The sequence below is a fragment of the Intestinimonas sp. RTP31139st1_F5_RTP31139_211217 genome (assembly GCF_040226735.1).
In the GTDB taxonomy this organism is placed as follows: domain Bacteria; phylum Bacillota; class Clostridia; order Oscillospirales; family Oscillospiraceae; genus Intestinimonas; species Intestinimonas butyriciproducens.
Window position 1 is genome coordinate 155705 of record NZ_JBCOAQ010000001.1, and the last position, 26450, is coordinate 182154.

Sequence of the window (26450 nt, forward strand, 5' to 3'; positions counted from 1 at the left end):
GGATACGGAGGAATGCAACCATGGCATTGAGAAAAATTTTGACCGACCGGGACCCGGTGCTGCACAAGACATCCCGTCCCGTTACTAATTTTGACGACAGGCTCCATGATTTGCTGGACGACCTCAAAGAGACCCTCGCCAACGCGGGCGGCGCCGGCCTTGCAGCTCCCCAGGTGGGAATTCTGCGCCGCTGCGTCATTGTGGTGGACGAGAATGATGAGATGCTGGAACTGGTCAATCCCGAGGTCATTGAACGCTCGGAGGAGATCCAGGACGGCTTTGAGGGTTGTCTCAGCGTACCCGGGATGTGGGGGATGGTGGAGCGCCCTATGCGTGTAAAGGTCCGGGCCCAGGACCGTACCGGCGCATTCTTTGAGGCGGAGGGGGCTGGTATCGTGGCCCGATGCTTCTGCCATGAGATCGACCACCTGGACGGGCATCTCTTTACGGAACTCACCGACCACCTCTACACCCAAAAGGAGCTGGACGAGATGATGGAGGCGGAGGAGGGAAAAAAGCGTTGAGGATTCTCTTTATGGGCACGCCGGAATTTGCCGTCCCCTCGCTGGAGGCTCTGCTCACCGCCGGCCATCAGGTCTGCGGGGTGTTTACGCAGCCGGATAAGCCCAAAAACAGAGGGATGAAGCTCCAGACAAGCCCTGTAAAGGAATGTGCCCTGTCACATAATGTTCCAGTGTTTCAGCCAGGCAAAATGCGGGATGGGGAGGCCTTGGGGTATCTGCACGCAGCGGACCCTGAGCTGATCGTGGTGGCGGCCTATGGGCGTATTCTGCCGGATAATATTTTGGCATATCCACAATACGGCTGTATCAACGTCCACTCGTCCCTGCTGCCCAAATATCGTGGCGCGGCCCCCATCAACTGGGCCATCTTGAATGGCGAAGCGGAGACTGGCGTTACGATTATGCATATGGCCTCCGAGTTGGATGCCGGGGATATCATCTGTCAGTCCGCCACGCCGATTGGAGAGAATGAAACCGCGCCGGAACTCTTTCAGCGGCTTGCGCAGCTGGGGGCGGGGCTGTTGCTGGAGGCGGTGGGACAAATCGCGGATGGCAGGCCCGCCAGGGTGCCTCAGGATGCCGCCCTGGCCACCTATGCGCCTATGCTGAGCCGTGCGCTCTCGCCCATCGATTGGAACCGGGACGCCCGCAGCCTCCACAATCAGGTTCGCGGGCTTCTGCCATGGCCGGCAGCCGTGGCGGAGTTTGGAGGCAACCGGTGTAAAGTGCTTTCAACTGTCGTGATTGACGACAAAATGGAGAAGGCGCCTGGGACTGTGATAGAAGCGGGGAAAAACGGCATCGTAATGGTCTGCGGCGGAGGGACGCTCCTTCGCATTTGTGAGTTGCAGCCGGATGGCGGCAAGCGGATGAAGGCCGCCGACTATCTGCGCGGGCACCCCCTGAGTTTGGGGTAGATGGGACGAGTGGGTGAGGATATTATGGCTGGAAATGCCCGGGAAGTAGCGCTGTTGACGCTCTCCGCCTGTGAAAAACAAGGTGCGTGGTCCGACCTCGCCCTCAAGAAAAATATCCATTCCGTCGGACTGGACGGCAGGGACGCCGCCCTGGCCACCCGTCTGTGCTTTGGCGTGCTTCAGAACAGGATGCTTCTGGATTTTTATATTGGAAAGTTCTCCTCCGTGCGGGTAGAGCGCATGGAAAATCGGGTGCTCAACGCACTTCGGCTGGGCGTCTATCAGATGGCGTTTCTCACCAGGATTCCGGTCAGCGCGGCTGTCAACGAGTCGGTAACCCTTTCCCGCAAATACAGCAAGAACCCCAGAAGTCCTGGCCTGGTCAACGGGATTCTCAGGGCGGTGTCCCGAAATATGGACCACCTTCCGCTCATTGAGGAAAAAGATCCAGCCAGATACCTCTCCATTCGATACAGCCATCCGCTGTGGCTGGTACGCGAGTTCCTTGACGCGCTGGGGGAAAAGGAGGCGGAGCGGCTGCTGGCGGCGGATAACAGCGAACCCGCTACGGTGGCCCAGATCAATATCCTCCGGGCCTCCACGCTGGAGGTCTTAAACGCCTTGGCTGCAGAGGCGGCCGACGCTGCACCCCATCCCTGGCTGCCGGACTGTGTTACGCTGACAGGAGGGGGCGACCTGGAACAGCTTTCGGTATTCCGGGACGGACGATTTTACATCCAGGACGCGGCGGCCCGCCTCGCTGTAATGGCTGCGGCTCCCAGGCCTGGGATGCGGGTTCTGGACGCCTGCGCCGCGCCGGGGGGCAAGTCCTTTGGCACCGCCATTGCGATGGGGGACCGGGGTGAAGTTTTGTCCTGTGATATCCACCCGCACAAGAAAAAGCTCATAGACGCCGGTGCGCAGCGGCTGGGCCTGGCCTGTATCCGCTCGGCTGTGCAGGACGCCAAGTCCCCCTGTGCGCAATGGGTGGATGCCTTTGATCTAGTGATCGCGGATGTACCGTGCTCCGGCCTGGGCATCATCCGAAAAAAGCCGGACATCCGTTACAAGGAGCCGGGGCCTCTGGCTGGGCTGCCTGCCGTACAGCGTTCCATTTTGGAGAATGTATCGGCCTATGTAAAGCCGGGAGGTGTACTGTTATACTGTACCTGTACACTGCTGGAGCGGGAGAATGGGGATGTGGTGTCTTGGTTTTTGGACGCGCATCCGGAGTATCACACAGAGCCCTTTGAACTGCCTGCCCCCATCGGGCGGGCGGCGGAGGGCAGGCTGACGCTTTGGCCCCATATTCATGGTACGGACGGATTTTACATTGCAAAGCTGCGGAGGGACCTATGACCGATATCAAATCCATGACCCAGGAGGAGATGGCCGCATGGCTCAAAGAGCTGGGGGAACCGGCCTTTCGTGCTAAACAGGTGTTTACCTGGCTCCACCGCGGGGCCATATCCTTTGAGGAGATGACCGATCTCTCCAAGTCATTGAGGGAGAGGCTGGCCCGCGAATGTGTGATCACGAAGCCGGAGGTGGAGCGGAAACAGGTCTCCGCACAGGATGGCACGATCAAATATCTCTGGCGTCTGGGAGATAAAAATTGCATTGAGACGGTTTTGATGCGCTACCGCCATGGGAATACTGTATGCATCTCTTCCCAGGTAGGGTGCCGAATGGGCTGCGCCTTCTGTGCGTCCACCCTGGGGGGCAAGGTGCGGAACTTGACCCCATCTGAGATGTTGGATCAGGTGCTATTCACCCAACTGGACGCAGGGGTGCCCATATCCAATATCGTGCTGATGGGGATAGGGGAACCGCTGGATAATTTTGACACCGTACTCCGCTTTTTAGAGCTGGTCAATCATCCGGACGGCCTTCATATCGGGATGCGGCATATCTCTCTGTCCACCTGCGGGCTCACAGACAAAATTGACAAATTGGCGGAACATGGGTTACAATTGACATTGTCTGTTTCACTCCATGCCCCGGACGACGAGACCCGCAGCCGTATTATGCCGGTGAACCGCTCGGTAGGTGTGGAAAAATTGTTTGCCGCCTGCCGCCGCTATTTTGAAGTTACGGGACGGCGTATTTCCTATGAGTACGCCATGATCGACGGGGTGAATGACAGCGACTGGCAGGCCGATTTGCTCGCCGCGCATCTGAAGGGGACGCCGGGCCATGTGAATCTCATCCCCCTCAATGAGGTCAAGGAGAGCCCGCTGAAACCCAGCCGCAGGGTCGCCGCATTCCAAAGACGATTGGAGCAGCAGGGTATCAACGTTACGGTCCGGCGGAAGCTGGGAGGGGATATCGACGCCTCCTGTGGTCAGCTCCGTCGGAAAGCCATGCAGGAATCGTGAGACATAAGTCAGCCTGTGCCTGTTAGGGCGAAAGGACTGGTTCAATATGAACATATGGGGTATCACCGACACAGGTGTGGTCCGGGAACAAAATCAGGATTACTATCATATCGAGCTACTCGAGGAGAATGTGGGGCTCGCCGTCGTCTGTGACGGTATGGGTGGCGCCAAGGCCGGCAATGTGGCCAGCCATATGGCGGTGGAGACCTTTCTCGAAACGGCCGGGGCACAGCCGCCAGAACAGTGGAAAAATGAACCGGAGGCTGTGCTTCACTTCGCTGCGGAGCAGGCCAACCAGGCGGTCTACTTCCGCGCCGGCATCGACCCCGATTGCCGCGGTATGGGCACCACGATGGTGGCTGCGCTTGTGGTGGAGCAGACGGCCTATCTGCTGAACATCGGGGACAGCCGGGCATATCTGATTCGACCTGACGGCATCAGCCGCCTTACCCGGGATCACTCCGTGGTGGAGGCCCTGGTGGCCAGGGGAGAGATCACCCCAGAAGAGGCCCGGCAGCACCCTCAAAAAAATCTCATCACCAGAGTCTTGGGGGCGGAAGCCAAACTCCGCGCCGACCTGTACCGCCAACAGCTCAGTCCCGGAGACGTACTGCTCCTCTGTTCGGACGGGCTCATCAACGTGGTCACCGACCAGGAGGTCCTCTATGAGGTCCTGCACGGCGGCCCGGCTGAGGACTGCTGCCAGCGCCTGCTGGATATCGCACTGTCCCGGGGCGCTCCGGACAATGTGACCGTGGTCCTGCTTCAGATGTAACCTAAGGAGGATACCGCTTCATGGATCAGTACATAGGGAAAATGCTGGATAACCGGTATGAGATACTGGAGGTCATCGGCACCGGCGGCATGGCGGTGGTCTACAAAGCCCGCTGTCACCGGCTCAACCGCTTGGTGGCCATCAAGATCCTCCGGGACGATCTGGCAAAGGACGCTGAGTTCCGCCGCCGGTTCCACGATGAGTCCCAAGCTGTGGCGATGCTGTCCCATCCCAATATCATGGCCGTTTATGACGTGAGCCGTTCCTCCGACGTGGAATATATCGTGATGGAACTTATCGACGGCATTACTCTCAAGCAGTATATGCAGAAGAAGGGTGCGCCCCTCAATTGGCGGGAGGCACTCCATTTCATTACCCAGATCATGAAGGCCCTGTCCCATGCCCACAGCAGAGGCATCATACACCGGGATATCAAGCCCCAGAACATCATGGTCCTCCGGGACGGCAGCGTCAAGGTGGCTGACTTCGGGATCGCCCGGCTGGCTTCCGCTGCTCAGAATACGCTGACGCAGGAGGCGCTGGGCTCCGTCCACTATATCTCGCCGGAGCAGGCGAGGGGCAGCCGGATCGACGCGCGCAGCGATATCTATTCCGTCGGCGTCGTTCTCTATGAGATGCTTACCGGACGGCTCCCTTTTGAGGGGGATACCCCTGTCTCCGTGGCCATTCAGCATATCAACTCAATTCCGTTGCCTCCCAGAGAGCTGAATCCCGATATCCCCGAGGCCCTCGAGAGCATCACGATGAAGGCTATGGCACCCAATGTGGAAAATCGCTATGCCAGCGCCGATGCCATGCTCTCTGATTTGGAGGAATTCCGCAAAAATCCCAGCATCAATTTTGAGTATACGCCTTCCGACCTCTTTCCTACACCAGGCGTTACTGACGAGCCGACTCAGATCATTGATACGCACCGGCGGAAAGCTTACGCCCCAGCGTCCCAGGAATCCCCTCGTAAGGCGGCGCGCGGAGAACAGCGCAAGGCGGAGGATGACGACGACCCGGAGGAATACCGCAGCTCTGCCAGAAAACACAAGGACCAAGGCGGTGGCATGTCCGTCCCGCTGGCAGTGGCGTCTATCCTGGTGTTTGTGGTCGGGATCGGCGTTCTGCTGTGGGTCATCTTCTTCAGCAATATTTTTGCCAGCACGACTACCTATACCGTCCCCAAAGTGACAGGGATGACGCTGGAAGAGGCCCGGGAGGACCCGGATGTGGTCGGGCGATTTACCATTGTAGAGGGAGAAAAAGTGACCAGCGATACGGTGCCGGTCGGACAGATTGTCTCCCAGGAACCAGCGGCCCACCGCCAGGTAGGAGAGGACGGCCTTACCATTACGGTCAACATCAGTGCCGGTACCGAGACCATCACCATGCCGCCCGTAGTGGGTAAGGAGTATCGCGAGGCCCTGGTAGAACTGCAAAAATATGGACTGCGCCCCACAGAAACGCAGTATGAGGCCTCTGAGACCATTACAGAGAACTATGTGATCCGTACCACGCCCGCTGAGGGAACGGTCGTGGTGCCGGGCGACGATATCCTTGTGGTGATCAGCTCCGGTCCTGCGGTCAAGCCGGTGACGATGCTACCCGTTGTGGGCCAAATGGTGGACGACGCCAAAAAGACACTGGAGGAGGACCTGCACCTGTCGGTAAAGGTGGTCACGATGGACAGCGACAAGCCCGAGGGTCTGGTCCTGTACCAGAGCATCGCATCCGGCACAGAGGTGGACGAGGGGACTACTGTGACCCTTCAGGTCAGCAACGGCTCCGGCACATCCTCTGGAGAGACGCCCAGCCCCAGCGAGAGCACAAATCCTGGCAGCAGCTCCCAGCCGGAAGATCCCTCTGTCAACGGGAATCTCAAGTCAAAAGATGTGGAGGTTTCTCTGCCCAGTGACGGTGAGCCAGGGGATATCGTCCAGGTCCGCATTTCCGGGAAGGATATCGACCAGTCTAAGAGCGCCGAACGCCGGGTTGGAAATGTTCACTTTACTGTGTGGGGAACCGGAACACAGGAGATAAAAGTCTACATTGACGGCGATTTTATCGGTACTGTGACCGTCAACTTTGACACCTGACGAATCATATGGATGAGGGAATCATTTTAAAAGCGCTCAGTGGCTTCTACTATGTCTACGACGGCACAGGGGACTTGGTGACCTGCCGCGCGAGGGGAAAATTCCGTCACCAGAAGATCACGCCCCTGGTGGGAGACCGGGTGAGATTCACCCGGCTCTCCGGGGGCGAGGGTGCTCTGGATGAGATATTTCCCAGGAAAAACCAGTTCCAACGTCCAGCAGTTGCCAACATCGACCAGCTGGTGATTGTGGTCTCCGGTGCCATACCGATCACCGATCCCTTTCTAATTGACCGTGTGGCGGCGATCGCAGACAGCAAAGAGGGCTGTGAAAGTCTCATCTGTATCAATAAGTGTGATTTGGATGCGGCCGACATGCTCTATCAGATCTATACCGCGGCTGGGTTCCACACTCTGCGGGTCAGTGCTGAGACAGGAGAGGGCATCCAGGAGCTTTCTGCTGCAATTGCAGGAAAGGTTTCTGCCTTTACAGGGAATTCGGGTGTTGGGAAGTCCAGCATTCTGAACGCGCTGGACTCAGATTTTCACCTCCAAGTGGGAGAAGTCAGCGAGAAGCTGGGGCGTGGGAGGCATACTACGCGGCATGTCGAGCTCTATCGCCTAAGGAATGGGGCGATTGTAGCCGACACGCCCGGCTTTTCCTCCTTTGACACGGAACGTATGGAGTCCCTGAGAAAAGAATCGCTGGCCCATGCTTTCCGGGAATTTCGGCCCTATCTGGGAATGTGCAGATATGCCGGCTGTGCACATGTAAAGGAAAAAGACTGTGCAATATTGCAGGCCCTTTCCGAAGGGAAGATCCCACCCAGCCGCCATGAGAGTTATGTCCGCCTCTATGAGCAGGCAAGGGAGATCAAGGACTGGGAGCGAGTTACGAAACCATAAACATACTGCCATATACTTTTGCACACGCAGCGCCTTCTTCCGCGTATACTGGTATAGCGATACCAGACCACGTCGGAAGGAGGCGTTTTTGTTGAAGATCGTCGTAGTACGTTCCCCGAAGTGCCTGTGCGGCATTTTGAAAGCGCTGTTTGGACTGCGCTGAAAAAATGAAAAGATGTCATAGCGGCGAGACCTTGTACATATGCTCCCTGTAGAATCAGTACAAGGAGAGGAACGCTATGGAGCTGGAATGTAAGACCACCCATCTCAACTGTTACGATACCGTTCTGGACACCACCCTGTATCAGGAGGAGACCCTGGAGAGCATTGTCCCCGACGCCTGCCCGGATATCCTGCGCATCGTGGATACCGAAGCGGTGGTATGTCTCAAGAGCAAAGAAGCCCAGGAGGGGCGGATCGAGGTGGCCGGAACCGCCCGGTGCGCCGTCCTCTACGTCCCCGATGGCGCCGAAGGGCTCCGGCGGATGACCATCAGTATCCCTTTTACCTGCTCCGCAGAACACGCCGGCCTGGGGAGCAGCTGTCGGCTGATGGCCGTCCCCCGGGTCCAGGCGGCGGATGCCCGCAGTCTGAACCCCAGAAAAGTCCTCACCAGAGTGAGTCTGGCCGTAGAGGTCCAGGTATTCGCCCCCAGGACCGCCAGCTTCTGCGACGGGGTGGAGTGTGAAAGCGCCGCCGGCATTCAGCAGCTTGGCGAGACCCAATCCGCTTGTCTGGTCATAGCTGTGGAGGAAAAACCCTTTACATTTTCTGACGACCTGAACCTCTCGGGGTCCAAACCCGCGATGGAAGAGCTCTTGAAGAGCAGGGTGGACCTCCGCTGCAGCGAGTCCAAGATCATTGGAAACAAGCTGATTTTCAAAGGGGAGGCGGAGCTGCAGCTCTTGTACCGAGAGCCCTCCGGCGCGATCTGTCCGGCAAGCTTTGAGCTGCCCTTTTCTCAGATTATGGAGGTCTCTGGTGTAGAGGAGGATGCCGACTGTACGCTCCAGGTGCTCCTCACGGGCTGTGACTGCAGCCTGGATGGAGGAGAGGGGCATACGGTCGCGGTCTCTCTTGCCATGCTGGCCCAGGCGGTGGTACGCGAGGAGCGGCAGATCGCACTGCTATCCGATGTCTACAGCACGGTCTACGAGCTGAACGCCGAGCGCCGCCCCTATACCTTCTATCGCCTTATGGAGCACACAGAGCGCAGGGTCATGGTAAGAGAGATTCTGGAGACGGTCACACCGGCCCGGGAGGTCTGCGATGTCTATGTGACCGTGGGCGCTGTGAGCCAGAGCCGGGAGGGGAGCCAGGTCAATCTGTCAGCAGAGACCACTGTCAACGTGGTTTATCGCGGCGAAGACGGAAGCCTCTGTACGGTCGCACGGACGCTGCCCTGTTCCTGTTCGGTGGAATTGGCGGAGGGGGCTTCCTGCACCTGCCGCTGTACGTGTCCCGGAGAACGATTTGCCACCCCAGCGGGCGGAGGCATAGAGGTCCGTTATCCTTTGGATTTCCGCTATCTGGCATTGATGCCGCATAACACGACCGGAGTATCCGATATCCGTCTGGATGAGAGCGCACTGCGCAATACCGCCGGTCAGCCCTCCATTGTCCTGCGGATGGTGGGCGAGGGGGAACGGCTCTGGGATATCGCCAAGGCCTACGGCACGACGATGGACGATATCGTTCAGGCCAACGCCTTGGGTGAGGACGTATTGCCCATGGGTCAGTTGCTGCTCATCCCCAAGAAGCGGTAAAAAGGAGGAATTTCCAGTGGAAGATCGGAACATTTACGAGGATATCGCCCTGCGCACGGAGGGTGATATCTACATCGGGGTGGTGGGCCCGGTGCGGACGGGCAAATCCACATTCATCAAGCGGTTTATGGAGACCCTGGTGATTCCCCACATCGACAACGTTTACCGCAAAGAGCGGGCGCGGGATGAACTTCCCCAGAGTGGCTCAGGGCGCACCATCATGACTGCTGAGCCGAAATTTGTCCCGGAGGAAGCGGTGGAAATCGCCATGGACGGAGGCGCCAATCTATCGGTCCGTCTCATCGACTGCGTGGGCTACATGGTCCCGGGTGCGGCGGGACAATTCGAGGACGATATGCCCCGGATGGTCACCACGCCTTGGTTCGACCATGAGATTCCTATGACGGAGGCGGCGGAGATCGGCACCCGAAAGGTCATTGCGGAGCACTCCACCATCGGCATTGTCATCACCACCGACGGAACCATCACGGATATTCCCCGAGAGGACTATCTGGAAGCGGAAGACCGGGTCATTTCTGAATTGCAGGAGCTGGGTAAGCCCTTCTTGGTGCTGCTCAACTCGTCCAGCCCCAAGTCGGAGCGGGCACGGGCCATCCGAAACGATATCGCCGCCCGGTACGACGTGACATGTATGGCGGTCAACTGCCTGGAGCTGGACCAGGGCGATGTGGCGGATATCATCAAAGCGGTCCTCTATGAGTTCCCCCTCAAGGAACTGGACCTGTCCCTTCCTCCCTGGGTGGATGCCCTTCCGTACGATCACCCCATCAAGAGCGGTCTGTACGCCGCGATCCGTGAAAACTCCGCTGGGATGCGTCGTATCCGGGATGTGGAGCAGGCGGTGAGCGCCATTGGCGCCTGCGAGGGCGTCAGCAGCGCACGGATTAGCGGTATCCAGCTCGGTACCGGCTTGGCGGCGGCAGATCTGGACCTGCCCAGGGGCCTTTTCTATGAGACATTGTCCAACCAGTCCGGCTTTACCATCCAGGATGACGGGGACCTGATGGAACTTCTGACCGAGTTGGCTGGTGTCAAAAGCGAGTATGACAAGGTAGCCGCCGCCCTCCAAGAGGTGAGAGAGACCGGCTATGGTATCGTGGTCCCCACCACCGATGAGCTCCATCTGGAGGAGCCCGAGATCGTCCGTCAGGGCGGACGCTATGGCGTACGCCTGAAGGCCAGCGCCCCGAGCATCCATATGATTCGGGCCGATATCGAAACCGAGGTCTCTCCCATCGTCGGGAATGAGAAACAATCCGAAGAGATGATCAATTATCTCCTTCAGGAATTTGAAGGGGATACCAAGGCCATCTGGCAGTCCAACATTTTCGGAAAGTCCTTCCATGAGCTGGTCAGTGAGGACCTGAACACCAAGCTCAAACGGATGCCGGAGGATGCCAGAAGCAAGCTTCAGGAAACTCTGCAGCGCATCATCAACGAGGGGTCCGGCGGTTTGATTTGCATCATCTTATAAAGTTATCGGATTTTAAATTCATCCGGCCCAGAGGCGCGCCCCTGGGCCGGATCTTTATGCCCTCCTCTATCGTTCGGCCAAGAGATGAATCATTTGTTTGATTGAGGCAACGCTTATAGAAACGGCCTCTCGGAGCATTGCCTTCGGCGAATCCCCCAGTGACGTCTGGAGGGAGGCGTAGGACAGGATCTTTTCCAATCCCTCCAGCAACAGTCTGCGGTCTTCCGTCGCGCCGCCCAACCGCTCCCATGCCCGCTGCGCCTGTTCCTTGGAAAAGGTAAGACTGTACAACTCCCCACCGCCTAATCCGCAGGCCAGCGCACAGGCAAGGACCGGTTCGCACAGATTGCAGACCATGCTTTTCACCGTCTCTCCATAATCAATGGCGTGCAGGGAGAGAACACGGGAGACCGCTCTCGTTTCAAATGCTTGACACAGGAGGTCCTCACTGTGGATGCGGCCCAGATAGAGACGGATAAAGTCGAGTCCCTGATATCCCTGCGGGTAGAGAAGGGGAGGATAGTCCGCCGTGATGGAAATGCGGTGGGAGGTGAATGCAGGACGGTATCGTTCGAAAAAAGCGGGGATTCCGTCCCGCAATGTGGAATTGTAGAGCTCGTTTTCTGTCGGAATCCTGTGCTTCATCACTTGGCGATAAAATTGCTGGGTGGACCGAAGCTGAATGATAAGCTTCAGGCTGCCTCTGCGGTAACCTTCGGCGAGGCTGGTCTCCAAAAGTGCATGCAGCGCATCCTCTGGATCGGGAAACTCTTTCAGCCATATGCCAAGCGTAAAGAGGAGGGAACGGCTCAATTCTTCCGCTGTCTCGACAGGTACTGAACTGCCGGATCCGCCGGTATAGGTCTCACAGGTCTGAGACAGAAGCGCGAGAAACTCTCCCTGCATCCTGAGAAGATCATTTTGCGTGAGGAGCCCGTGATCCAGCGAAACGGAGAGCAGCGCGTCAAAATATCGCCTCTCATCCAGACATTCCCGCCGCAGGACACGATGCGGCTTCAGATCAGACATCCTGGTCCTCCTCGCATGCGCCTGAACGCAGCCTGTGGGCCAAGCGGTAAAGCGCGCGGCCGCCCAGAAGTTCCAGTGAACCGCCGCAGGGACCGTCAAATGCAGCGCGCATATAGCGGATCAGACCGTCGTCTGTGACACGCTCCCCGGTCTCGCTCTTATAGAGATAAAAAAGCTCCACCAACTCGTTCAAAGTTTCCGCATAGGTCTCTCTGCTGAGATAGGGAGAGGAGCAAAATGCCTCTGCGAGCTTTCCTATCATGCCCGCACCGAACTCCACCCTGCCGCAGGCATGAAGTGCTCTGGAGCGGGTCTCCGCCAATTCCAGAGCCTGCTGTTTGGTGAGTTGCAGGCCAAACGGAAGAGAATGCCTGTTTGAGTGCAGGATTTCTTCCGCAGCCTGTTCCTGAAGGAGAAAGGATGACATTTCGTACCACATCAGCGCCATAAAACCACCCCGTTTGAAAAGAGTAAATATAGATATACACCTGTGCCGGACTTGGGACAAGACTTGAATTTTAGTCGGATTTGTGGTATGATACAAACATAGAAGGGCGGGAATTTGAAAAATTCCCGCCCTTCATCCTTCTATTTCCCGTATCTCATTTTTATTACTGTCCTCAGTCAAAGAGGAAAAGCCGGGATTGCAATCTCCTGTCGATTCAGGTATGCTTATTGGGAATTCCTTCTGGAGGTGCGTCGTGAATCTGTTTACACCTGCTGAAACCGTTGAAAACTATGCTGCCGCTGGAGTCGCCAAGACACAGGCCCCCGCTTGGAGACTCCTGCTGCTGGGCATACTGGCGGGGTTTCTCATCGCTATGGGCGGGGCCGTCACCAATACCGCCGGACACAGTATCGCCAATGTGGGGCTGTGCCGGCTGGTCTCAGGATTGCTCTTCCCCTTTGGTCTTGCTATGGTGATCCTCACCGGCGCCGAGCTTTTTACCGGAAACACGCTCCTTTTTCTCTCTGTACTGAATCAGAGGACCAGCGCGGCGAGAATGCTCCGCAACTGGGGGCTGGTGTACCTCGGAAATTTTGCCGGTGCGCTGGCCGTGGCCGCCGGTTGTGCCTTTTCCGGTCAAATGGACTACTCCGCCGGTGGACTGGCGGTCTTTACCATGAAGGCGGCCGCCGGAAAGTGTGCTCTGACCTTTGGAAACGCCGTTCTCCTCGGCCTGTTTTGCAATGTACTGGTCACCCTCGGGGTTCTCCTCTCTCTGACCGGGCAGGACCTCACCGGTCGGGCGCTGGGCGCCTATCTGCCGGTCGCCTTTTTTGTAATCTGTGGTTTTGAGCACAGCATCGCAAATATGTTTTATATCCCGGCGGGCCTTTTTGCGCGGAGCATCCCGCGATATGCCGAGCTGGCTGCCGGGGCGGGGCTGGACCTGACCGCGCTTACCTGGGAGAATTTCCTGCTTCGGAACCTGCTTCCCGTCACGCTGGGAAATATTCTGGGCGGTATGGCGGTTGCCCTTGTCTTTTGGCTGTGTCACTTGAGAGGGAAGAGCGGGTGACCTCCTAATCCTCCCTTTGGCTTGCAAAGTCGATGAGCGCCCCGCGGTCTAGAATTCTCATAGAGCGGTAACCGGTCTCCAGAAAGCCGCGGCGGGCAAACTCGCTCAAAACCCGGCTCACCGTCACCCGGCTTACGCCCACGGCGGCGCCCAGCTCCTCATGGGTGCAGTGCAGGGCGCCGTCCGTCTCTTCCTGGAATGTGAGGAGACAGCGGGCCACCCGGCGGTCCGCCTGGAGGAAGGACATATTATCCACGTGGCTGGAGAGCATCCGCACCGTGCGGGCCAGGTACTGGAGCATCGGGAGAGCCAGACTCGGGTGAGCACGGAAGATGCGGTCCAGGCGGTCGCGGTCCACCGAGACCACACGGCATTCCGTGACCGCCACAGCGGAGGACACCCGGGGACAAGCGTCAAAAAAAGATGCCTCGCCCATCAGGTCTCCGGAGCGGTGGGTGGCAAGTACCCGCTCCCCGCCGGATGCGGAGCTGATATAGCTGCGTGCCTTACCGGAGAGCAGATAATAGAACACATCCGCTTCCGTGCCCTGAAGGTAGATGAGCTGCCCTGGCGCATAGATCCGCGGCGTCTGGCCCTCAGCCAGTGGGGCCCAATGATACGCCATCTTTTTCACCTCTTTTTCTTGATTGTATCACACTTTACATTCTTTTTCTACCACAGGCTTCATAATAAAGACAATCAAAAACAAGGAGGGACCCAAAGATGGGCATGACCATGACCCAGAAGATTCTGGCAAAGCATGCGGGACTCGCTTCTGTGACGGCAGGGCAGTTGGTCGAGGGCAGGCTGGATCTGGTGCTGGGCAACGACATCACCACACCGGTGGCTATCACGGAATTTGACAAGGCAGGGCTTACACAGGTGTTCGACCGGGACAAGATCGCCATCGTCCTGGACCACTACACTCCCTGTAAGGATATCAAGGCGGCGCAGCTCTGCGCCCAGGCCCGAAGCTTTGCCCAGCGTTTTGGGATCACACACTTCTATGACGTGGGGCAGATGGGAGTGGAACATGCCCTAATCCCCGAGAAGGGGCTGGCCGCCCCCGGTGAGGTCATCACCGGAGCCGACTCCCACACCTGTACCTATGGCGCCCTGGGCGCATTCTCCACCGGTGTGGGCTCCACCGATATGGCCGCCGGCATGGCCACCGGTCTTGCCTGGTTCAAGGTTCCCTCCGCCATCAAAGTGACCCTTACGGGAAAGCCGGGAAAGTATGTCAGCGGAAAAGACGTCGTGCTCCATCTTATCGGTGAGATCGGCGTGGACGGCGCGCTCTATCAGTCCTTGGAATTTGCGGGAGACGGGGTGGCGGAGCTCACCATGGACGACCGCTTTACTATCGCCAACATGGCCATCGAGGCAGGGGCTAAGAACGGCATCTTCCCGGTGGACGCCAGGACCAGGGCCTATTTGAAGGGCAGGGTGGACCGCCCTTGGGAAGCCGTAGAGCCCGATGCCGACGCCGTGTATGAGCGCGAGGTGATCATTGATCTCTCCGCGCTCCGTCCTACCGTGTCTCTTCCGCATCTGCCCTCCAATACCAAGACGGTGGACGAGGCGGCCGGTATGTCCATTCAGCAGGTGGTCATAGGTTCCTGTACCAATGGTCGGCTCAAAGATCTTCAGGAGGCCGCCGATATCCTGAAGGGCCGGCAGGTGGCAAAGGGCGTACGCTGCATCGTCATCCCGGCTACCCAGCAGATCTATATGGACGCCATGGCCCAGGGCCTCATCCAGACCTTTATCGAGTCCGGCTGTGCCGTATCCACCCCTACCTGCGGACCCTGCCTGGGCGGCCATATGGGTGTGCTGGCGGACGGTGAACGGGCGGTCTCCACCACAAACCGGAATTTTGTGGGCCGCATGGGTCCGGTGAGCTCTGAAATCATCCTGGCCAGCCCCGCGGTAGCCGCCGCCTCCGCCGTGGTCGGCGTCATCGCAGATCCTGAAACCGTGATGGGAGGTACACAGGCATGAAAGTCTATCGCTATGGGGACAATGTGGATACCGACGTTATCATCCCCGCCCGTTATCTGAATGCGCCGGATGAAAAATCTCTGGCCTCGCATTGCATGGAGGATATCGATGCGCAGTTCGCCGGAACGGTGGAGCCGGGCGATATCGTGGTGGCCGGGGCCAACTTTGGCTGCGGCTCTTCCCGGGAGCATGCCCCTCTGGCCCTGAAGGCCTGTGGCGTAAAATGTGTGATCGCGGCTTCCTTTGCCCGCATTTTCTACCGCAACGCCATCAACATTGGCTTCCCCATTCTGGAGTGTCCGGAGGCCGCAGCGGCCATTCGGGCTGGCGACATGGTAGCTGTGGACTTCGGGACCGGCGTCATCACGGATGAGACCCTGGGGAAGACCTTCCAGGCCGCGCCTTTCCCTGCGTTTATCGAAGAGATCATCGAGAGCGGGGGACTGCTCAAGTCTCTGAAAACCCGGGGGGTGGCAAAATGAACTACAAAATCGCATTGATCAAGGGCGACGGCATCGGGCCTGAGGTGGTCGGCGAGGCCGTGGGAGTGCTGGAGGCCGTCGGGAAGCGGTTCGGGCATACGTTCGATTTTGTGGACGTGTTGCTGGGCGGCTGTGCCACCGACGCGGTGGGGAAGAGCTACCCAGATGGGACTGCAGAGGTCTGCCGGGCTTGTGATGCCGTCCTCCTGGGCGCGGTAGGCGGGCCCAAGTGGGGCTCTGACAAACCGGCTGAACAACGGCCCGAAACAGCGCTGCTGGCCATTCGGAAGGACCTGGGACTCTATGCAAACCTGCGTCCCGCCACACTGCGCTCCGCTATGGCCGGTGCCTGTCCCCTGAAAAAGGAGACCGCAGAGAAGGGGATCGACCTTATGATGGTCCGTGAGCTCACCGGCGGCGTCTATTTTGGTAAGCGGGACCGGTATCAGACAGAGGACCGGGGCGTGGAATGTACCGATCTTATGGCTTATTCCGAGAAAGAGATCGAGCGCATTGGGCGCCGCGCTTTTGAGCTGGCCCGCCTCCGCCGCGGCAAGGTCTCTTCGGTAGACAAGGCCAACGTACTGGAGACCTCCCGCCTGTGGCGCTCCGTCATGCACCGGTTGGCCGGGGAGTATCCCGACGTCGCGTATGAGGATGTGCTGGTGGATAACTGTGCCATGCAGTTGGTCCGTGATCCCGGACAGTTTGATGTGGTGGTAACAGAGAATATGTTCGGGGATATCCTTTCCGACGAGGCGTCTATGGTCACAGGTTCTATCGGGCTGCTGCCTTCGGCTTCCATTGGAGATGCCGCTCCGGGCCTTTATGAGCCGATTCACGGCTCTGCACCGGATATCGCCGGTCAGGATAAAGCCAACCCCATCGCCACCATTTTGTCTGTGGCGATGATGTTCCGGTACTCCTTCCAGTGTGCGGAGGAGGCCGCCGCCATTGAACACGCTGTGGATGCTGTTCTGGCGGAGGGCTGGCGCACTCCCGATATCGCCGAACCGGGTACTGCCGCCATTGGGACCCGCGAGATGGGACGTCTCATTCGAGAGCACATCTGAATGAATCGAGCTGAGAGGCGGGCCGTTATGGCCCGCCTCTCAAAGCGTCTGCTGGATCACTTGCGGATGTGCCGGTATTTTTAAACAGCGGGAAATCCCTTGCATATTTGTGCTGTCTCTGATAAAATCCTAGTTGACAACGGAGAAGGAGCGTGGCAGAATTGGTTTTGGCAATCGACATTGGGAATTCCACAACGACAATCGCCCTGTTCGGACCAGATGGGAAGCCTGCTTTCCGCTCCGATACTGCGACGAGACGGAATACGACGCGCGACCAGTTTGCTATCGTGCTCAAGGGTATTTTTGACCTGTATCATGCCGACCTCACCGCGATCGGCGGGGCCGTCATCTCCAGTGTGGTGCCCTCTGTGACTCATGCCGCTAGCGCCAGTGTGGAGCTGCTCACCGGAAAGCCACCCATGATGATGAGCCCCGGACTGAAAACAGGACTTAACATTAAGTCGGATATCCACACTCAGATGGGCGGCGACATTGTGGCCTGTTCTGTGGCTGCGATTGACAAATATCCTTCTCCCATCATTGTAATCGATATGGGAACGGCGATTACTATGTCGTTTCTGCGGGGCAATGTCTATGAAGGCTGTGTTATTATGCCAGGGGTCCGAGTGGCGCTGGAGGCGCTCTCGGAGCGCGCAGCCGCGTTGCCCCACATTTCCATTACGCCTCCGCCCTCGATTTTCGGACACAATACAGTGGATGCCATGCGAGCCGGCGTACTCTACGGAAACGCCAGCATGGTGGATGGAATGATCGGCAGATTGGAAGAGGAGGCCGGGATATCCTCCGCCGCTGTAGTCGCAACAGGCGGAAATGCGCCCGACGTTTTAAAATATTGCAAAAGAGACATTCTATATGATGCCGACCTGCTCATGAACGGGCTCTATCTGATTTATCGGAAGAACACCGAAGGGAAGGGCGGACGCAAAATTTAATATCATGTTTCTCTTGTGCTCAACGGCTGCATGCCGTGGGTAAATAAATTGCGCTGCATCCCCGCCACAGGGGAGCGGTAGCAGGAGGGTTCAAACCATGGAAAAAGCAGTATCCCACTCCCGTACCCATTATGATACCAGGCGGCTGGTACGTATGGCTGTCCTGGTGGCCATCATTTTTTTGCTGGCCTTTACACCTCTGGGCTATTTGGTGATCGGGCCCATAGCCGCCACCACCATTCAAATGCCCGTCATCATCGGCGCGGTCCTCATGGGGCCGACTGCCGGTGCGATTCTGGGTGGCTTTTTTGGACTGTCTGCGCTTTTAAAGGTCATCACCATGCCCGGCGCAGATCTCTTTGCCACCACCATCATGACCTACAGTCCCTTCCTCTATATTGTCATTGCCATGATTCCCCGTATTCTGATGGGGTGGCTGGCCGGGCTGCTGGCGGTCGGTCTGAAAAAAATGTCGTTTGACAAAAGCGGTATGGTCGGCTACGCTATTACGGGCTTTGTAGGTTCCATGCTCAATACGATTTTCTATCTGGGCGCGCTATGGCTGCTGGCCAGCAATGTCGTTGCCACTTATTATGGTATTGACGTAAGCGGCGTAGGTGCCATGGTGATGACGGTTGCGACCACTGCCGGTATTCCGGAAGCAATCGTATCCTGCATTGTTGTCGCAGCGGTCTCTAAAGCGCTCTCCAAGTCCCTATTCAAGTAAACAAAACAGCGGCGGTATAAACATCCACCCCTGACGTGCATAGTGCACGTCAGGGGTGGATGTTATTTTAGTATACCAAAAGCTTCTGTAGTTCCAAAGGGGAAGGGATGACCACGGACGCCCCATGCTCTATTAAAAAGTCTCTACTGCGAAACCCCCAGGAGACAGAAATACAGGGGAGTCCTGCATTTTTGGCGGTCTGAATGTCTACGTCCGAGTCTCCCACATAAACTGTGCGTCCCGGATCGGCATCAAGGCACTGGAGGCAGCACTCCACCAGATCTGGAGCCGGCTTTTTTCGGATGCCGGCCTGCTCTCCGATGGCAACAGAGAGGATATCTCCAAAATATTGCCTGCAGAGCCCCTTTACTGCACCGTCAAATTTGTTGGAGACCACACCGATTCGGCAGCCTGACTGTTGAAGTGCGGTCAACAGTTCCCGAATTCCAGGATAAGGTTCTGTTTTACAGCTCATATGGTCGAGGTAATAGTGTCTGAACAGTGCCAGACACCGCTCTTCGCAAAACTCCGATGTCCCGTCCGGCACAGCTAGATGGATCAGCCGTGCTACGCCATTTCCAACAAACGCTCGGATCTCTTCCAAGCTGCGTGCTGGAAAGCCGCTACTCACCAAAGCGTAGTTTGTACTCTCGGCCAGGTCTTGCAGGGTGTCCAGAAGCGTCCCGTCCAAATCAAACAGGACGGAATCATATAAAAGCATATTTTGTTCCTCTCTTTCTGAGCGCCCATACTATTCAAAGATGGGAGGGAACCTGAGAACATTGCGTGGGCCGAGACATAGAATGTAGCGAAAACACTCGTGTGGAAGGAGGGACCCATTATGCCGCCGCCCAAGCCTGTTATCCCATACGATCGAAAGGCAGCCCTGCGCTATGCCCATAAATGGGCCTTTGGCCGCAACCCGGCCTATTACGATTATGAAGAGCTGGGAGGGGACTGTACCAACTTCGCCTCGCAATGTCTGTATGCGGGCACAGGCGTTATGAATTTTACCCCCGACCTGGGCTGGTATTATATCGATGCCAATCGGAAGGCGCCCGCGTGGACTGGGGTTCCGTATTTTTATAATTTTATCACACGGGACTGGAACGGTCCCGGCCCTTTTGGACTGGAGACAACGCTCGAGAATTTAGAGCCTGGAGATTTCGTACAGCTCCGATTTCATAAAGAGATTTTTGGACATACGCCGATCATCGTGGCCATGGGAGATCCCCCCACATTAGAAAACACACTGATTGCCGCCCACTCCTACGATGCCGACTGGAGACCTCTGAGCACCTATTTCTTTCAGGAGATCCGTTTTCTACACATCTTGGGCGCATATTCTCCAGAGCCGATGGAACCGCCTCCGGAGAACGGACCTCCTATGTCCTAATCTCTCTTTGGAGGAGCCGGGGGGCTCCTCTTCTTTTTTAATTTCCCCAAAGGATTGGCCTTCGCCGCCACACGCAGATTGTCGCTCTCTACGTGGGTATAAATCTGCGTGGTATTCAAATGATCGTGGCCCAAGACTTCTTGAAGCGTTCGTACATCAACTCCGTTCTGGAGCATCAATGTGGCCGCCGTATGGCGCAGCTTATGGGGCGAATACTGCGCACTGTCCAATCCTGCTGCGGAGAGATGCTTCTTGACCAGCTTTTCGACAGCGGATTTTGTAATTCGGGTGCGACGTTTGCTGAGAAAAAGAGCATTTTTGTCGATTATTTGGCCTTCCGGACCGCGGACGGCCAAATAATCGTCGATGGCTGTTTTACAGGCATCGTTTAAATAGACGATGCGCTCTTTATTTCCTTTCCCTAGTACTCTGAGGGTATCCTCTCGAACATCTGTTAGATTAAGACCAATCAGCTCTGAAATCCGCAGACCGCAATTGAGAAAAATCGTCAAAATACAGTAGTCACGCTCCCTAAAAGCGCCATCTACAGCCTGCAAAAGCGCCACGCTGCCCTCCAAATCCAGATATCGCGGCAGGGTTTTCTTTAATCGTGGGGAATCCAAGTCCTGCATAGGGTTTTCCGGAATCAGTTTTGCCTTATTGGAAAGGTACTTATAGAACGACCGGATCGCTGCAACCTTTCGTGCGCGGGCCGCCGCACCCAAACCATAGCTGGTCGCAGAACTGTTGGGATGCTGGGCCCGGTCCCGGCTGAGATAAGCCATATAAGAATATACGTCTGTGAGCGTTACCGATGCGACGAGAGACAGATCCACATCCTCAACAGAAATTTCATCAAGCTCCGCACTGCGCGGAACAAAACCGCGTTCAATTTTTATGTAGCGAAAGAAATTCCTCAGATCCAGGTAATACTCATCAACCGTTTTTCGTGAATGACCTTGAATGGTCTCATGATACATCAAAAAATCGCGAAGAATTGGTGGAGCCTCGGCACGATAATCCATAGGTATTTCGGCATACAGATCAAAGAATTCCTCTCCCCAAGTAAACAAAATCTTTATTTTGTTTACTTGGAAATCTCCGAACCCGTAGCCCCTGCACCCCCAGTCTCACACATAATAAAACACCCAAACGGAGAATCTATCACCTTTTGAAAACGCGCTGAATTATAAATCTCTCCATACTCCTCAGTACTCATGACTACAAACTCCTCAATCGGACATTGTAAAGAACGACTCGCCCAATACCGTTTACGCCCTTTAGGCACCGTAATTAGCTTAGTAAGATACTTGGCAATATAAGTAGACACCCGCGCCCGGTCTCGTATCTTAGTAGCAGTTGTAAAACCATATCCGTAATTATTGAGATTATACACCCCATCCGCATAATAGGTCAAATCCAAATCACCGGAAACTAAACCATGAAAATGATAAGCACCATCCTTGTGCTGTTCCGGAACAATAATCCATTGATTGCCATTCAAGCACAATTTATGAGTAAAACCCTTAATGGCATCAGCACATGCATCATAATCATATCTATCAACTTTTGCAGGGTCAAAGGTCATCGTTATAAACCAGTCAAAAACATTGCTACGGGCTAAGTCATACACCTTCCGTACAGCACGTGTCATATTCTGCCGTTCTCCACGCTCCACTTCCTGACCAGTCTTTTCTTTCTCCTTGACCTTATACCCCTTTTCTTTCATCCTCTCGCTATACATGTACTGTTTCGTCCCATCAGGATATGACTTTACCCTGACATTATAGTACATGATTAAACCCCTTTGTATTTAAATGATGTTACTGTCAAGTAAGCAATCGGCATGCCAACGCGCTCCGCGCGTTTGGCATTGCCGATATGCTATCACTCTCGCACATTGAGCATAGGGATTTTCCGAATAACCCAAAAGACAAACGACCACAAAAAATAAGCCGCATTAAGAAAAATCACCAATTGAATAAGAAGAGCAATTACGCCTATTGCAGTAGAGCCGATAAAAGCAGATATAACCTGGATACCTGTTTGAAAATATCCAGTTATCTGATTCAAAATAGCAAGGATTGTGTCCGGCATATTAGGCAGCTCAAAGACCAGAAGAAAAGACAAAACAGAATAAATTAAATTTAACAATCCACTAATTATCATCATCCTTCCCCCTCTTCATAAATTCAAAATAGCTTATACCACTGATTAAGGCAGAAGTCATATCATAGGCCATATTAACAAAACTCACAATACAAACAAAAGATACAATAGTACCCAATACAGGCCGCAAAACACCCATAACACCGTTATCCAGAGAAACCCTTGTTGCTGGTATAATTTGATAAGTAATCCCATTTAATGGAACAGAAACGCCGGGAAAATCAAAAGAATAAGAAGTCACATTTTGCAAAGTATTAAGTATAGTGGAAGCAAAATCCACTACCCATTGAAAACCTTGATATATAAAACCCAACCGCTCAGAAAATAAAGATTCATACTGACTTTTAATTCCCGTAATATCCTCTTCAGAAGGAATGAAAAGCCCTTTCAGACCCTCTATAATCGCACTGGCAATATTACCAGGGAGCGAAACAATAGCATTATAGATCGTCTGCAAAAAAGCCAGGATACCAGATAAAAGCCCTGTGGCCTGATCTGACGAAGTAATGGACAAATTACCAATTCTGGGAAGAAAATTATAATAAACTACATCCGAAACAGAACCAGTATCCTTTTGAGTCTCACTAGCGGCAAAACGAAAACGGAAACCCACCTTAGTAATCTCAGGAAATTCGGCACCCAAAGGAATTTCTTGACGTACATTAGAACCGGGTTGTATATCTGACACATACTCAGAATCATTAACAAGAACATGAATTGACTTAGGAGGTATCAAAACTGCGCCAAAAGTATTAGATACCTCTAAATAAAAATTTGGATTGCCATTAACATACACATAAGACATATCAACTTCTGAAAAATTTACATCCTTATAAACATCAACATAAAATTCACTTGGTGCCTGATACGCAACTGTAGATTTCATACTGTTAGAATTAGTATAAGTAGCCAGACGAATAAGCCCACTGGATAAATCAGACGCAGATGCAACATCCTTAGTAACAGGCCCCATACTAGTCCATTGTCCAGTATAACGAGTACTAAAACCAAAATATTGTTGGCCAGTCTTCTCAATATGCCACTCAGCCGCAGTATTAGACGCAGCCGCCGCCGACATAACCGCCATAGGAGATCGACTCAGCGCATATACCGGGTCATCCACGCCGATCTGCACCGCAGGCCCGGGCAGCTGCGTACCGTCCTGAATCTCCGCGAGATCTCCCCACGGATCTATGCCCATATCATCAATGGTCAATATACCGCTGGCGAATGTCCGCCCACATGTGGTGGAACAAATAATAAAGACCGAAAGAAGCAAGGATAATACACGCCGTTTTTGCATAGTCTTCCCCTCCCCTCTCATACAAAGTAGGATAGTCGCCTAAATCCGACCAAACAAGGTAATTGCCCGGAGATAGTGAGAAACTCGACTCTTGCGCAGTCGTGAACGTAGCTTGAGAATTATAGGTATTGTACGTTTCATATGTAATAACCGTAACATCTTGCCCTGAAAATCTCCCATTTTCAAATGAAATAGTGCTCGAATAGGCAAAACAATAGGTGTATTGATCTTCACGCCAATATACGTAATGAGTACCATAAGACAGCTTAGAAGCAATAGGACCAAAAATAGCAATATTAGAGGTACCCACCCCATAGCTAGAATTGATATTGCCTGTAGGCACAGCGACAAGAGCATATTCAAGCATCTCTCCCCCTTCCTGTTCCACGTAGACCGGCAAATCTCCTATCTGATATACCGGATCACTCTCGACGGCCCCGGCCCAACTGAGCGCGCTCAGAGACACCAGAAGACTCATAAGGCAAAATAGACGGCGCATGGCTTCTCCCCCTCCATTCCTTCTTGTATCGCTTCATTTTGGCGTAAGTATCATAACAGGAGTACAAATCCGGACTATGAAACCACCAGTAATTGCCTAAACAAGTACACTCTAATTTACCGTTATTTTCTATTGCAGTTGTACCGTCAATGAGTTGATTTCTCTGTATAAGACCCAAATAATTTTTACACAAGACTACATTCTTAATTTGCTCCCGAAGGGGTTTCGCAAGCCGCATAAATACCTGACTAGTCCCAACAATATGTTTCCGCTGTTTCCGTTGCTGAGCAAACTCAGTCATCTCTTCGATAGACATATTCTTGCTTTCAAGACTATTAAATTCCAGGTGAATTTCATCGATCAAGTAAAGGACCCCGGCATAACCATTGGAAACATTAAAAAGAGAATCCAATCCATCATACTCGATCACCTCCAACGTATCCGGAAGACCCGATATCGCTACATTGGTCACAAACTTACAACCCGGATACCGATCTATAATCTTAAGGCAATACTGCACCGCCGAAAGCGTTTTACCGCTCCCCTGCGGACCACAAAAAATCATCAATCCTTCGGGATCAAAATACTCAGGATGCTCCCGACGAAAACCCGCCTTATACTGTAAAGATTTAACCATTCCAACGGGATTTTCAGGACCTTTTAAAAGATCATTTCTCACAAAATCACATCCTAAAAAGACTTAAATGTTAATTTGCCACCAAAGGCGACACGCAAAAAAGTAGTCACGATGAAATCACAAAGATAAAAACAAATCGTGAACGGAAGAGCAATTTGAATAACCTCCACGTACAGCGCAATAATATCAGCTACTACCATCTTGTAACACTCCTTTCATGTTGTTCAAGGCGGAGGCCCTTACAGGGCCCCGGAGAAACGGTTGTTCATGGCCTGCGGGCCATAGGACGAGAAAAGCGGGAGACCGCTAAGCGGCCTCCCGCTTTTCGGGGAGAACAAAGATTAAAGCTTGAGACGACCTCGCTTAAAAGCGCCCATAATAGCCCTAGAAGCCTTACGGACACCCCACCAGACAAAGACCAAACCTACACAGACACCCGCAGTATAGGCCAGGACCTCAATCACGGTGGTAACAGACAACTGTGCTTGAAGTGCGGTGATAACGCTGGAAAACGCAGAGGAAGTAAGAACACTAGATTCCGTCAAATAACCTCCCTTCTTTTTAAAATCATGGGTGCGGGAGGAGGATTTGAACCGCCGTCTCCTCTGGACGAAAGAGGTATGCTAACCACTACACTATCCCGCAATATCTAAAGATTTAAATTTTTGATAGAATCACGGACAGGATAATTATGAGATTTACATATATCCATAAGCTCAGAATTTACAAGGACTTCACAACGATATTTGTACTCCAAACGATCATAATTCCGCTGCATATCATCAATACGATAAGTTAAATCAGATACACGTTTTTGAAGTGATAGTACCTGTTGAGAGGGAGTTAAAATGACATCTACTTTAAGGGGAACCACCCGCAGTTGACTACAGCCCACGGGTGGCGTAAGAGGATTTCAGACAGAAGGACAATATTTGCGAAGAGGGCATTCATCACAGGATTTAATATCGTGCTCACCACAATATTTTGTGACGAGATTAGAGATTTTTCTTATGACGCTGAGAGCATCTTTCATAGACTGCTTATCCATTAAAATTCATCTCCTTCATAGGGAACGAACTCGACCGGCTTACCATAACGATCATAATAGCATTTGAGTACATCCCCTTGCCGAGGAATATAACTAAGCTTCTGGATTTTTTCGGAAGACATAAAGAGCTTGCCAGACATAAGCCCAATAGTATGCTCATCCGCCATCGTAAAAAAGTAAGTAGTACCTACAATCTTATTCCCGTCCTGCGCCGTGAAATTGGTATCCTTGTAGCCGATGATTGTGATAATATCCATTTTTTAATCGTCCTTTCTTTCCATATATTGTTCATTGCCTTTTGCCTGATTTAATAATAGCATATTTGATGCTATTTTGCAATCGTAAATATGCTGAAATTAAATCAAAGTTTTTAGTTAATATGCTAAAATCAAATCAGAAAGGAGAACGATATCATGTACAAGGAAATATTTGCACAACGACTAAAAAAAGCAAGAAATGATACAGGATTCACACAAAGAGAAATAACAAGAGAACTGGGAATACCACAACCTACAATTGCAAATTATGAAACCGGAAGAACAGAACCAGATATAGAAACAATAGGAAAACTAGCAGACTTCTACGAAGTATCCGTAGACTGGCTACTAGGAACAAAAGGCACAAAAAAGGGAGAGCCGTAAGGCCCTCCCCTTTTTATCGAAAGAAACAAGAATCTTTATTTTGTTTACTTGGAAATCTCCGAACCCGTAGCCCCTGCACCCCCAGTCTCACACATAATAAAACACCC

The 26450-nt window shown here is 53.8% G+C and carries 28 protein-coding genes and 1 tRNA gene; 17 read left to right on the forward strand and 12 right to left on the reverse strand.

Annotated features, from left to right (window positions below; translation table 11 throughout):
- The first annotated feature begins 20 nt into the window (after positions 1 to 20).
- From def to spoIVA, 9 genes are all read left to right on the forward strand, one after another.
- Positions 21 to 524, forward strand: coding sequence for a peptide deformylase (gene def / locus ABUA09_RS00815; RefSeq protein ID WP_033116721.1), 504 nt, complete (start codon positions 21 to 23; stop codon positions 522 to 524).
- The gene (gene fmt / locus ABUA09_RS00820) at positions 521 to 1441 is read left to right on the forward strand and encodes a methionyl-tRNA formyltransferase (RefSeq protein WP_033116720.1); all 921 of its coding nucleotides are present in this window, start codon (positions 521 to 523) and stop codon (positions 1439 to 1441) included. The genes def and fmt overlap by 4 nt, the downstream gene beginning before the upstream one ends.
- Positions 1442 to 1465: 24 nt before the next feature.
- Complete coding sequence (gene rsmB / locus ABUA09_RS00825; RefSeq protein ID WP_033116764.1) at positions 1466 to 2800, forward strand: 16S rRNA (cytosine(967)-C(5))-methyltransferase RsmB; 1335 nt, start codon at positions 1466 to 1468, stop codon at positions 2798 to 2800.
- Positions 2797 to 3819, forward strand: coding sequence for a dual-specificity RNA methyltransferase RlmN (gene rlmN / locus ABUA09_RS00830; RefSeq protein ID WP_349948999.1), 1023 nt, complete (start codon positions 2797 to 2799; stop codon positions 3817 to 3819). Before rsmB ends, rlmN begins: the two co-directional genes overlap by 4 nt.
- 46 nt (positions 3820 to 3865) lie before the next feature.
- Positions 3866 to 4594: a Stp1/IreP family PP2C-type Ser/Thr phosphatase gene (locus ABUA09_RS00835; protein ID WP_033116718.1), complete on the forward strand. Its 729-nt coding sequence runs from the start codon at positions 3866 to 3868 to the stop codon at positions 4592 to 4594.
- A 20-nt stretch (positions 4595 to 4614) separates the two neighbouring features.
- Positions 4615 to 6696, forward strand: coding sequence for a Stk1 family PASTA domain-containing Ser/Thr kinase (gene pknB / locus ABUA09_RS00840; RefSeq protein WP_349949000.1), 2082 nt, complete (start codon positions 4615 to 4617; stop codon positions 6694 to 6696).
- 8 nt (positions 6697 to 6704) lie between these two features.
- Positions 6705 to 7601, forward strand: a complete 897-nt coding sequence (gene rsgA / locus ABUA09_RS00845; RefSeq protein ID WP_033116716.1) for a ribosome small subunit-dependent GTPase A — start codon at positions 6705 to 6707, stop codon at positions 7599 to 7601.
- A 239-nt stretch (positions 7602 to 7840) separates the two neighbouring features.
- Complete coding sequence (locus ABUA09_RS00850) at positions 7841 to 9367, forward strand: DUF3794 and LysM peptidoglycan-binding domain-containing protein (RefSeq protein ID WP_058117701.1); 1527 nt, start codon at positions 7841 to 7843, stop codon at positions 9365 to 9367.
- A gap of 16 nt (positions 9368 to 9383) precedes the next feature.
- On the forward strand, positions 9384 to 10862 hold the full coding sequence (gene spoIVA / locus ABUA09_RS00855; protein WP_033116714.1) for a stage IV sporulation protein A: 1479 nt from the start codon (positions 9384 to 9386) through the stop codon (positions 10860 to 10862).
- 66 nt (positions 10863 to 10928) lie between these two features.
- Here the strand turns inward: spoIVA and ABUA09_RS00860 are convergent, their stop codons facing one another.
- A complete protein-coding gene (locus ABUA09_RS00860; protein WP_279204428.1) occupies positions 10929 to 11891 on the reverse strand; it encodes a DUF6179 domain-containing protein in 963 nt (320 codons plus the stop codon).
- Positions 11884 to 12339 carry a DUF6323 family protein gene (locus ABUA09_RS00865; protein ID WP_033116712.1) on the reverse strand — a complete coding sequence of 152 codons (456 nt, stop codon included), beginning with the start codon at positions 12337 to 12339 and terminating at the stop codon, positions 11884 to 11886. Before ABUA09_RS00865 ends, ABUA09_RS00860 begins: the two co-directional genes overlap by 8 nt.
- 253 nt (positions 12340 to 12592) lie before the next feature.
- On the opposite strand from ABUA09_RS00865, the gene ABUA09_RS00870 reads away from it, so the two are divergent.
- A complete protein-coding gene (locus ABUA09_RS00870) occupies positions 12593 to 13414 on the forward strand; it encodes a formate/nitrite transporter family protein (protein ID WP_033116711.1) in 822 nt (273 codons plus the stop codon).
- A gap of 4 nt (positions 13415 to 13418) precedes the next feature.
- Here the strand turns inward: ABUA09_RS00870 and ABUA09_RS00875 are convergent, their stop codons facing one another.
- Positions 13419 to 14039 (reverse strand): Crp/Fnr family transcriptional regulator, encoded by a 621-nt coding sequence (locus tag ABUA09_RS00875; protein ID WP_033116710.1) that lies wholly within the window; start codon positions 14037 to 14039, stop codon positions 13419 to 13421.
- Positions 14040 to 14137: 98 nt separating this feature from the next.
- On the opposite strand from ABUA09_RS00875, the gene leuC reads away from it, so the two are divergent.
- From leuC to ABUA09_RS00900, 5 genes are all read left to right on the forward strand, one after another.
- A complete protein-coding gene (leuC, locus tag ABUA09_RS00880) occupies positions 14138 to 15415 on the forward strand; it encodes a 3-isopropylmalate dehydratase large subunit (RefSeq protein ID WP_033116709.1) in 1278 nt (425 codons plus the stop codon).
- Complete coding sequence (locus ABUA09_RS00885; RefSeq protein ID WP_208319113.1) at positions 15412 to 15897, forward strand: 3-isopropylmalate dehydratase small subunit; 486 nt, start codon at positions 15412 to 15414, stop codon at positions 15895 to 15897. Before leuC ends, ABUA09_RS00885 begins: the two co-directional genes overlap by 4 nt.
- Positions 15894 to 16970 (forward strand): 3-isopropylmalate dehydrogenase, encoded by a 1077-nt coding sequence (gene leuB, locus ABUA09_RS00890; protein WP_033116707.1) that lies wholly within the window; start codon positions 15894 to 15896, stop codon positions 16968 to 16970. The genes ABUA09_RS00885 and leuB overlap by 4 nt, the downstream gene beginning before the upstream one ends.
- Positions 16971 to 17122: 152 nt before the next feature.
- Complete coding sequence (locus ABUA09_RS00895) at positions 17123 to 17923, forward strand: type III pantothenate kinase (RefSeq protein WP_227151522.1); 801 nt, start codon at positions 17123 to 17125, stop codon at positions 17921 to 17923.
- A 97-nt stretch (positions 17924 to 18020) separates the two neighbouring features.
- Positions 18021 to 18650 (forward strand): ECF transporter S component, encoded by a 630-nt coding sequence (locus ABUA09_RS00900; RefSeq protein ID WP_033116705.1) that lies wholly within the window; start codon positions 18021 to 18023, stop codon positions 18648 to 18650.
- A gap of 67 nt (positions 18651 to 18717) precedes the next feature.
- Here the strand turns inward: ABUA09_RS00900 and ABUA09_RS00905 are convergent, their stop codons facing one another.
- Positions 18718 to 19371: an HAD family hydrolase gene (locus ABUA09_RS00905; protein WP_058117711.1), complete on the reverse strand. Its 654-nt coding sequence runs from the start codon at positions 19369 to 19371 to the stop codon at positions 18718 to 18720.
- A 120-nt stretch (positions 19372 to 19491) separates the two neighbouring features.
- Between ABUA09_RS00905 and ABUA09_RS00910 the strand changes: the two genes are divergently transcribed.
- Positions 19492 to 20046, forward strand: a complete 555-nt coding sequence (locus ABUA09_RS00910) for an amidase domain-containing protein (protein WP_033116703.1) — start codon at positions 19492 to 19494, stop codon at positions 20044 to 20046.
- Here ABUA09_RS00910 and ABUA09_RS00915 read toward each other — a convergent pair.
- The 8 genes from ABUA09_RS00915 to ABUA09_RS00950 all read right to left on the reverse strand — a co-directional run bounded on the left by ABUA09_RS00915 (position 20043) and on the right by ABUA09_RS00950 (position 25959).
- On the reverse strand, positions 20043 to 21071 hold the full coding sequence (locus ABUA09_RS00915; protein WP_033116763.1) for a tyrosine-type recombinase/integrase: 1029 nt from the start codon (positions 21069 to 21071) through the stop codon (positions 20043 to 20045). The genes ABUA09_RS00910 and ABUA09_RS00915 overlap by 4 nt on opposite strands.
- Positions 21072 to 21133: 62 nt before the next feature.
- On the reverse strand, positions 21134 to 21841 hold the full coding sequence (locus ABUA09_RS00920; RefSeq protein ID WP_349949004.1) for a rolling circle replication-associated protein: 708 nt from the start codon (positions 21839 to 21841) through the stop codon (positions 21134 to 21136).
- Between the two features lie 92 nt (positions 21842 to 21933).
- Positions 21934 to 22218 (reverse strand): hypothetical protein, encoded by a 285-nt coding sequence (locus ABUA09_RS00925; protein ID WP_349949005.1) that lies wholly within the window; start codon positions 22216 to 22218, stop codon positions 21934 to 21936.
- The gene (locus ABUA09_RS00930; RefSeq protein WP_349949007.1) at positions 22205 to 23518 is read right to left on the reverse strand and encodes a phage tail family protein; all 1314 of its coding nucleotides are present in this window, start codon (positions 23516 to 23518) and stop codon (positions 22205 to 22207) included. The genes ABUA09_RS00925 and ABUA09_RS00930 overlap by 14 nt, the downstream gene beginning before the upstream one ends.
- On the reverse strand, positions 23421 to 23906 hold the full coding sequence (locus ABUA09_RS00935; protein ID WP_349949008.1) for a hypothetical protein: 486 nt from the start codon (positions 23904 to 23906) through the stop codon (positions 23421 to 23423). The genes ABUA09_RS00930 and ABUA09_RS00935 overlap by 98 nt, the downstream gene beginning before the upstream one ends.
- 34 nt (positions 23907 to 23940) lie before the next feature.
- A complete protein-coding gene (locus ABUA09_RS00940; RefSeq protein ID WP_349949009.1) occupies positions 23941 to 24696 on the reverse strand; it encodes a zonular occludens toxin domain-containing protein in 756 nt (251 codons plus the stop codon).
- 528 nt (positions 24697 to 25224) lie between these two features.
- A tRNA-Thr gene (locus tag ABUA09_RS00945) sits at positions 25225 to 25299 on the reverse strand.
- Between the two features lie 402 nt (positions 25300 to 25701).
- Positions 25702 to 25959: a hypothetical protein gene (locus tag ABUA09_RS00950; protein ID WP_349949010.1), complete on the reverse strand. Its 258-nt coding sequence runs from the start codon at positions 25957 to 25959 to the stop codon at positions 25702 to 25704.
- 156 nt (positions 25960 to 26115) lie between these two features.
- Here ABUA09_RS00950 and ABUA09_RS00955 point away from each other — a divergent pair, with 156 nt between their 5' ends.
- A complete protein-coding gene (locus tag ABUA09_RS00955) occupies positions 26116 to 26343 on the forward strand; it encodes a helix-turn-helix domain-containing protein (protein WP_349949011.1) in 228 nt (75 codons plus the stop codon).
- Positions 26344 to 26450 lie beyond the last annotated feature (107 nt).

Excerpts from the sequence above, each read along its gene's own strand:
- def (WP_033116721.1), top strand. The coding sequence starts at position 21 with ATGGCATTGAGAAAAATTTTGACCGACCGGGACCCGGTGCTGCACAAG.
- rsmB (WP_033116764.1), top strand. The coding sequence starts at position 1,466 with ATGGCTGGAAATGCCCGGGAAGTAGCGCTGTTGACGCTCTCCGCCTGT.
- rlmN (WP_349948999.1), top strand. The coding sequence starts at position 2,797 with ATGACCGATATCAAATCCATGACCCAGGAGGAGATGGCCGCATGGCTC.
- ABUA09_RS00835 (WP_033116718.1), top strand. The coding sequence starts at position 3,866 with ATGAACATATGGGGTATCACCGACACAGGTGTGGTCCGGGAACAAAAT.
- pknB (WP_349949000.1), top strand. The coding sequence starts at position 4,615 with ATGGATCAGTACATAGGGAAAATGCTGGATAACCGGTATGAGATACTG.
- rsgA (WP_033116716.1), top strand. The coding sequence starts at position 6,705 with ATGGATGAGGGAATCATTTTAAAAGCGCTCAGTGGCTTCTACTATGTC.
- ABUA09_RS00850 (WP_058117701.1), top strand. The coding sequence starts at position 7,841 with ATGGAGCTGGAATGTAAGACCACCCATCTCAACTGTTACGATACCGTT.
- ABUA09_RS00860 (WP_279204428.1), bottom strand. The coding sequence starts at position 11,891 with ATGTCTGATCTGAAGCCGCATCGTGTCCTGCGGCGGGAATGTCTGGAT.
- ABUA09_RS00865 (WP_033116712.1), bottom strand. The coding sequence starts at position 12,339 with ATGGCGCTGATGTGGTACGAAATGTCATCCTTTCTCCTTCAGGAACAG.
- ABUA09_RS00875 (WP_033116710.1), bottom strand. The coding sequence starts at position 14,039 with ATGGCGTATCATTGGGCCCCACTGGCTGAGGGCCAGACGCCGCGGATC.
- leuC (WP_033116709.1), top strand. The coding sequence starts at position 14,138 with ATGGGCATGACCATGACCCAGAAGATTCTGGCAAAGCATGCGGGACTC.
- ABUA09_RS00885 (WP_208319113.1), top strand. The coding sequence starts at position 15,412 with ATGAAAGTCTATCGCTATGGGGACAATGTGGATACCGACGTTATCATC.
- leuB (WP_033116707.1), top strand. The coding sequence starts at position 15,894 with ATGAACTACAAAATCGCATTGATCAAGGGCGACGGCATCGGGCCTGAG.
- ABUA09_RS00900 (WP_033116705.1), top strand. The coding sequence starts at position 18,021 with ATGGAAAAAGCAGTATCCCACTCCCGTACCCATTATGATACCAGGCGG.
- ABUA09_RS00905 (WP_058117711.1), bottom strand. The coding sequence starts at position 19,371 with ATGCTTTTATATGATTCCGTCCTGTTTGATTTGGACGGGACGCTTCTG.
- ABUA09_RS00910 (WP_033116703.1), top strand. The coding sequence starts at position 19,492 with ATGCCGCCGCCCAAGCCTGTTATCCCATACGATCGAAAGGCAGCCCTG.
- ABUA09_RS00915 (WP_033116763.1), bottom strand. The coding sequence starts at position 21,071 with ATGGATTATCGTGCCGAGGCTCCACCAATTCTTCGCGATTTTTTGATG.
- ABUA09_RS00920 (WP_349949004.1), bottom strand. The coding sequence starts at position 21,841 with ATGTACTATAATGTCAGGGTAAAGTCATATCCTGATGGGACGAAACAG.
- ABUA09_RS00925 (WP_349949005.1), bottom strand. The coding sequence starts at position 22,218 with ATGATGATAATTAGTGGATTGTTAAATTTAATTTATTCTGTTTTGTCT.
- ABUA09_RS00930 (WP_349949007.1), bottom strand. The coding sequence starts at position 23,518 with ATGCAAAAACGGCGTGTATTATCCTTGCTTCTTTCGGTCTTTATTATT.
- ABUA09_RS00950 (WP_349949010.1), bottom strand. The coding sequence starts at position 25,959 with ATGGATATTATCACAATCATCGGCTACAAGGATACCAATTTCACGGCG.
- ABUA09_RS00955 (WP_349949011.1), top strand. The coding sequence starts at position 26,116 with ATGTACAAGGAAATATTTGCACAACGACTAAAAAAAGCAAGAAATGAT.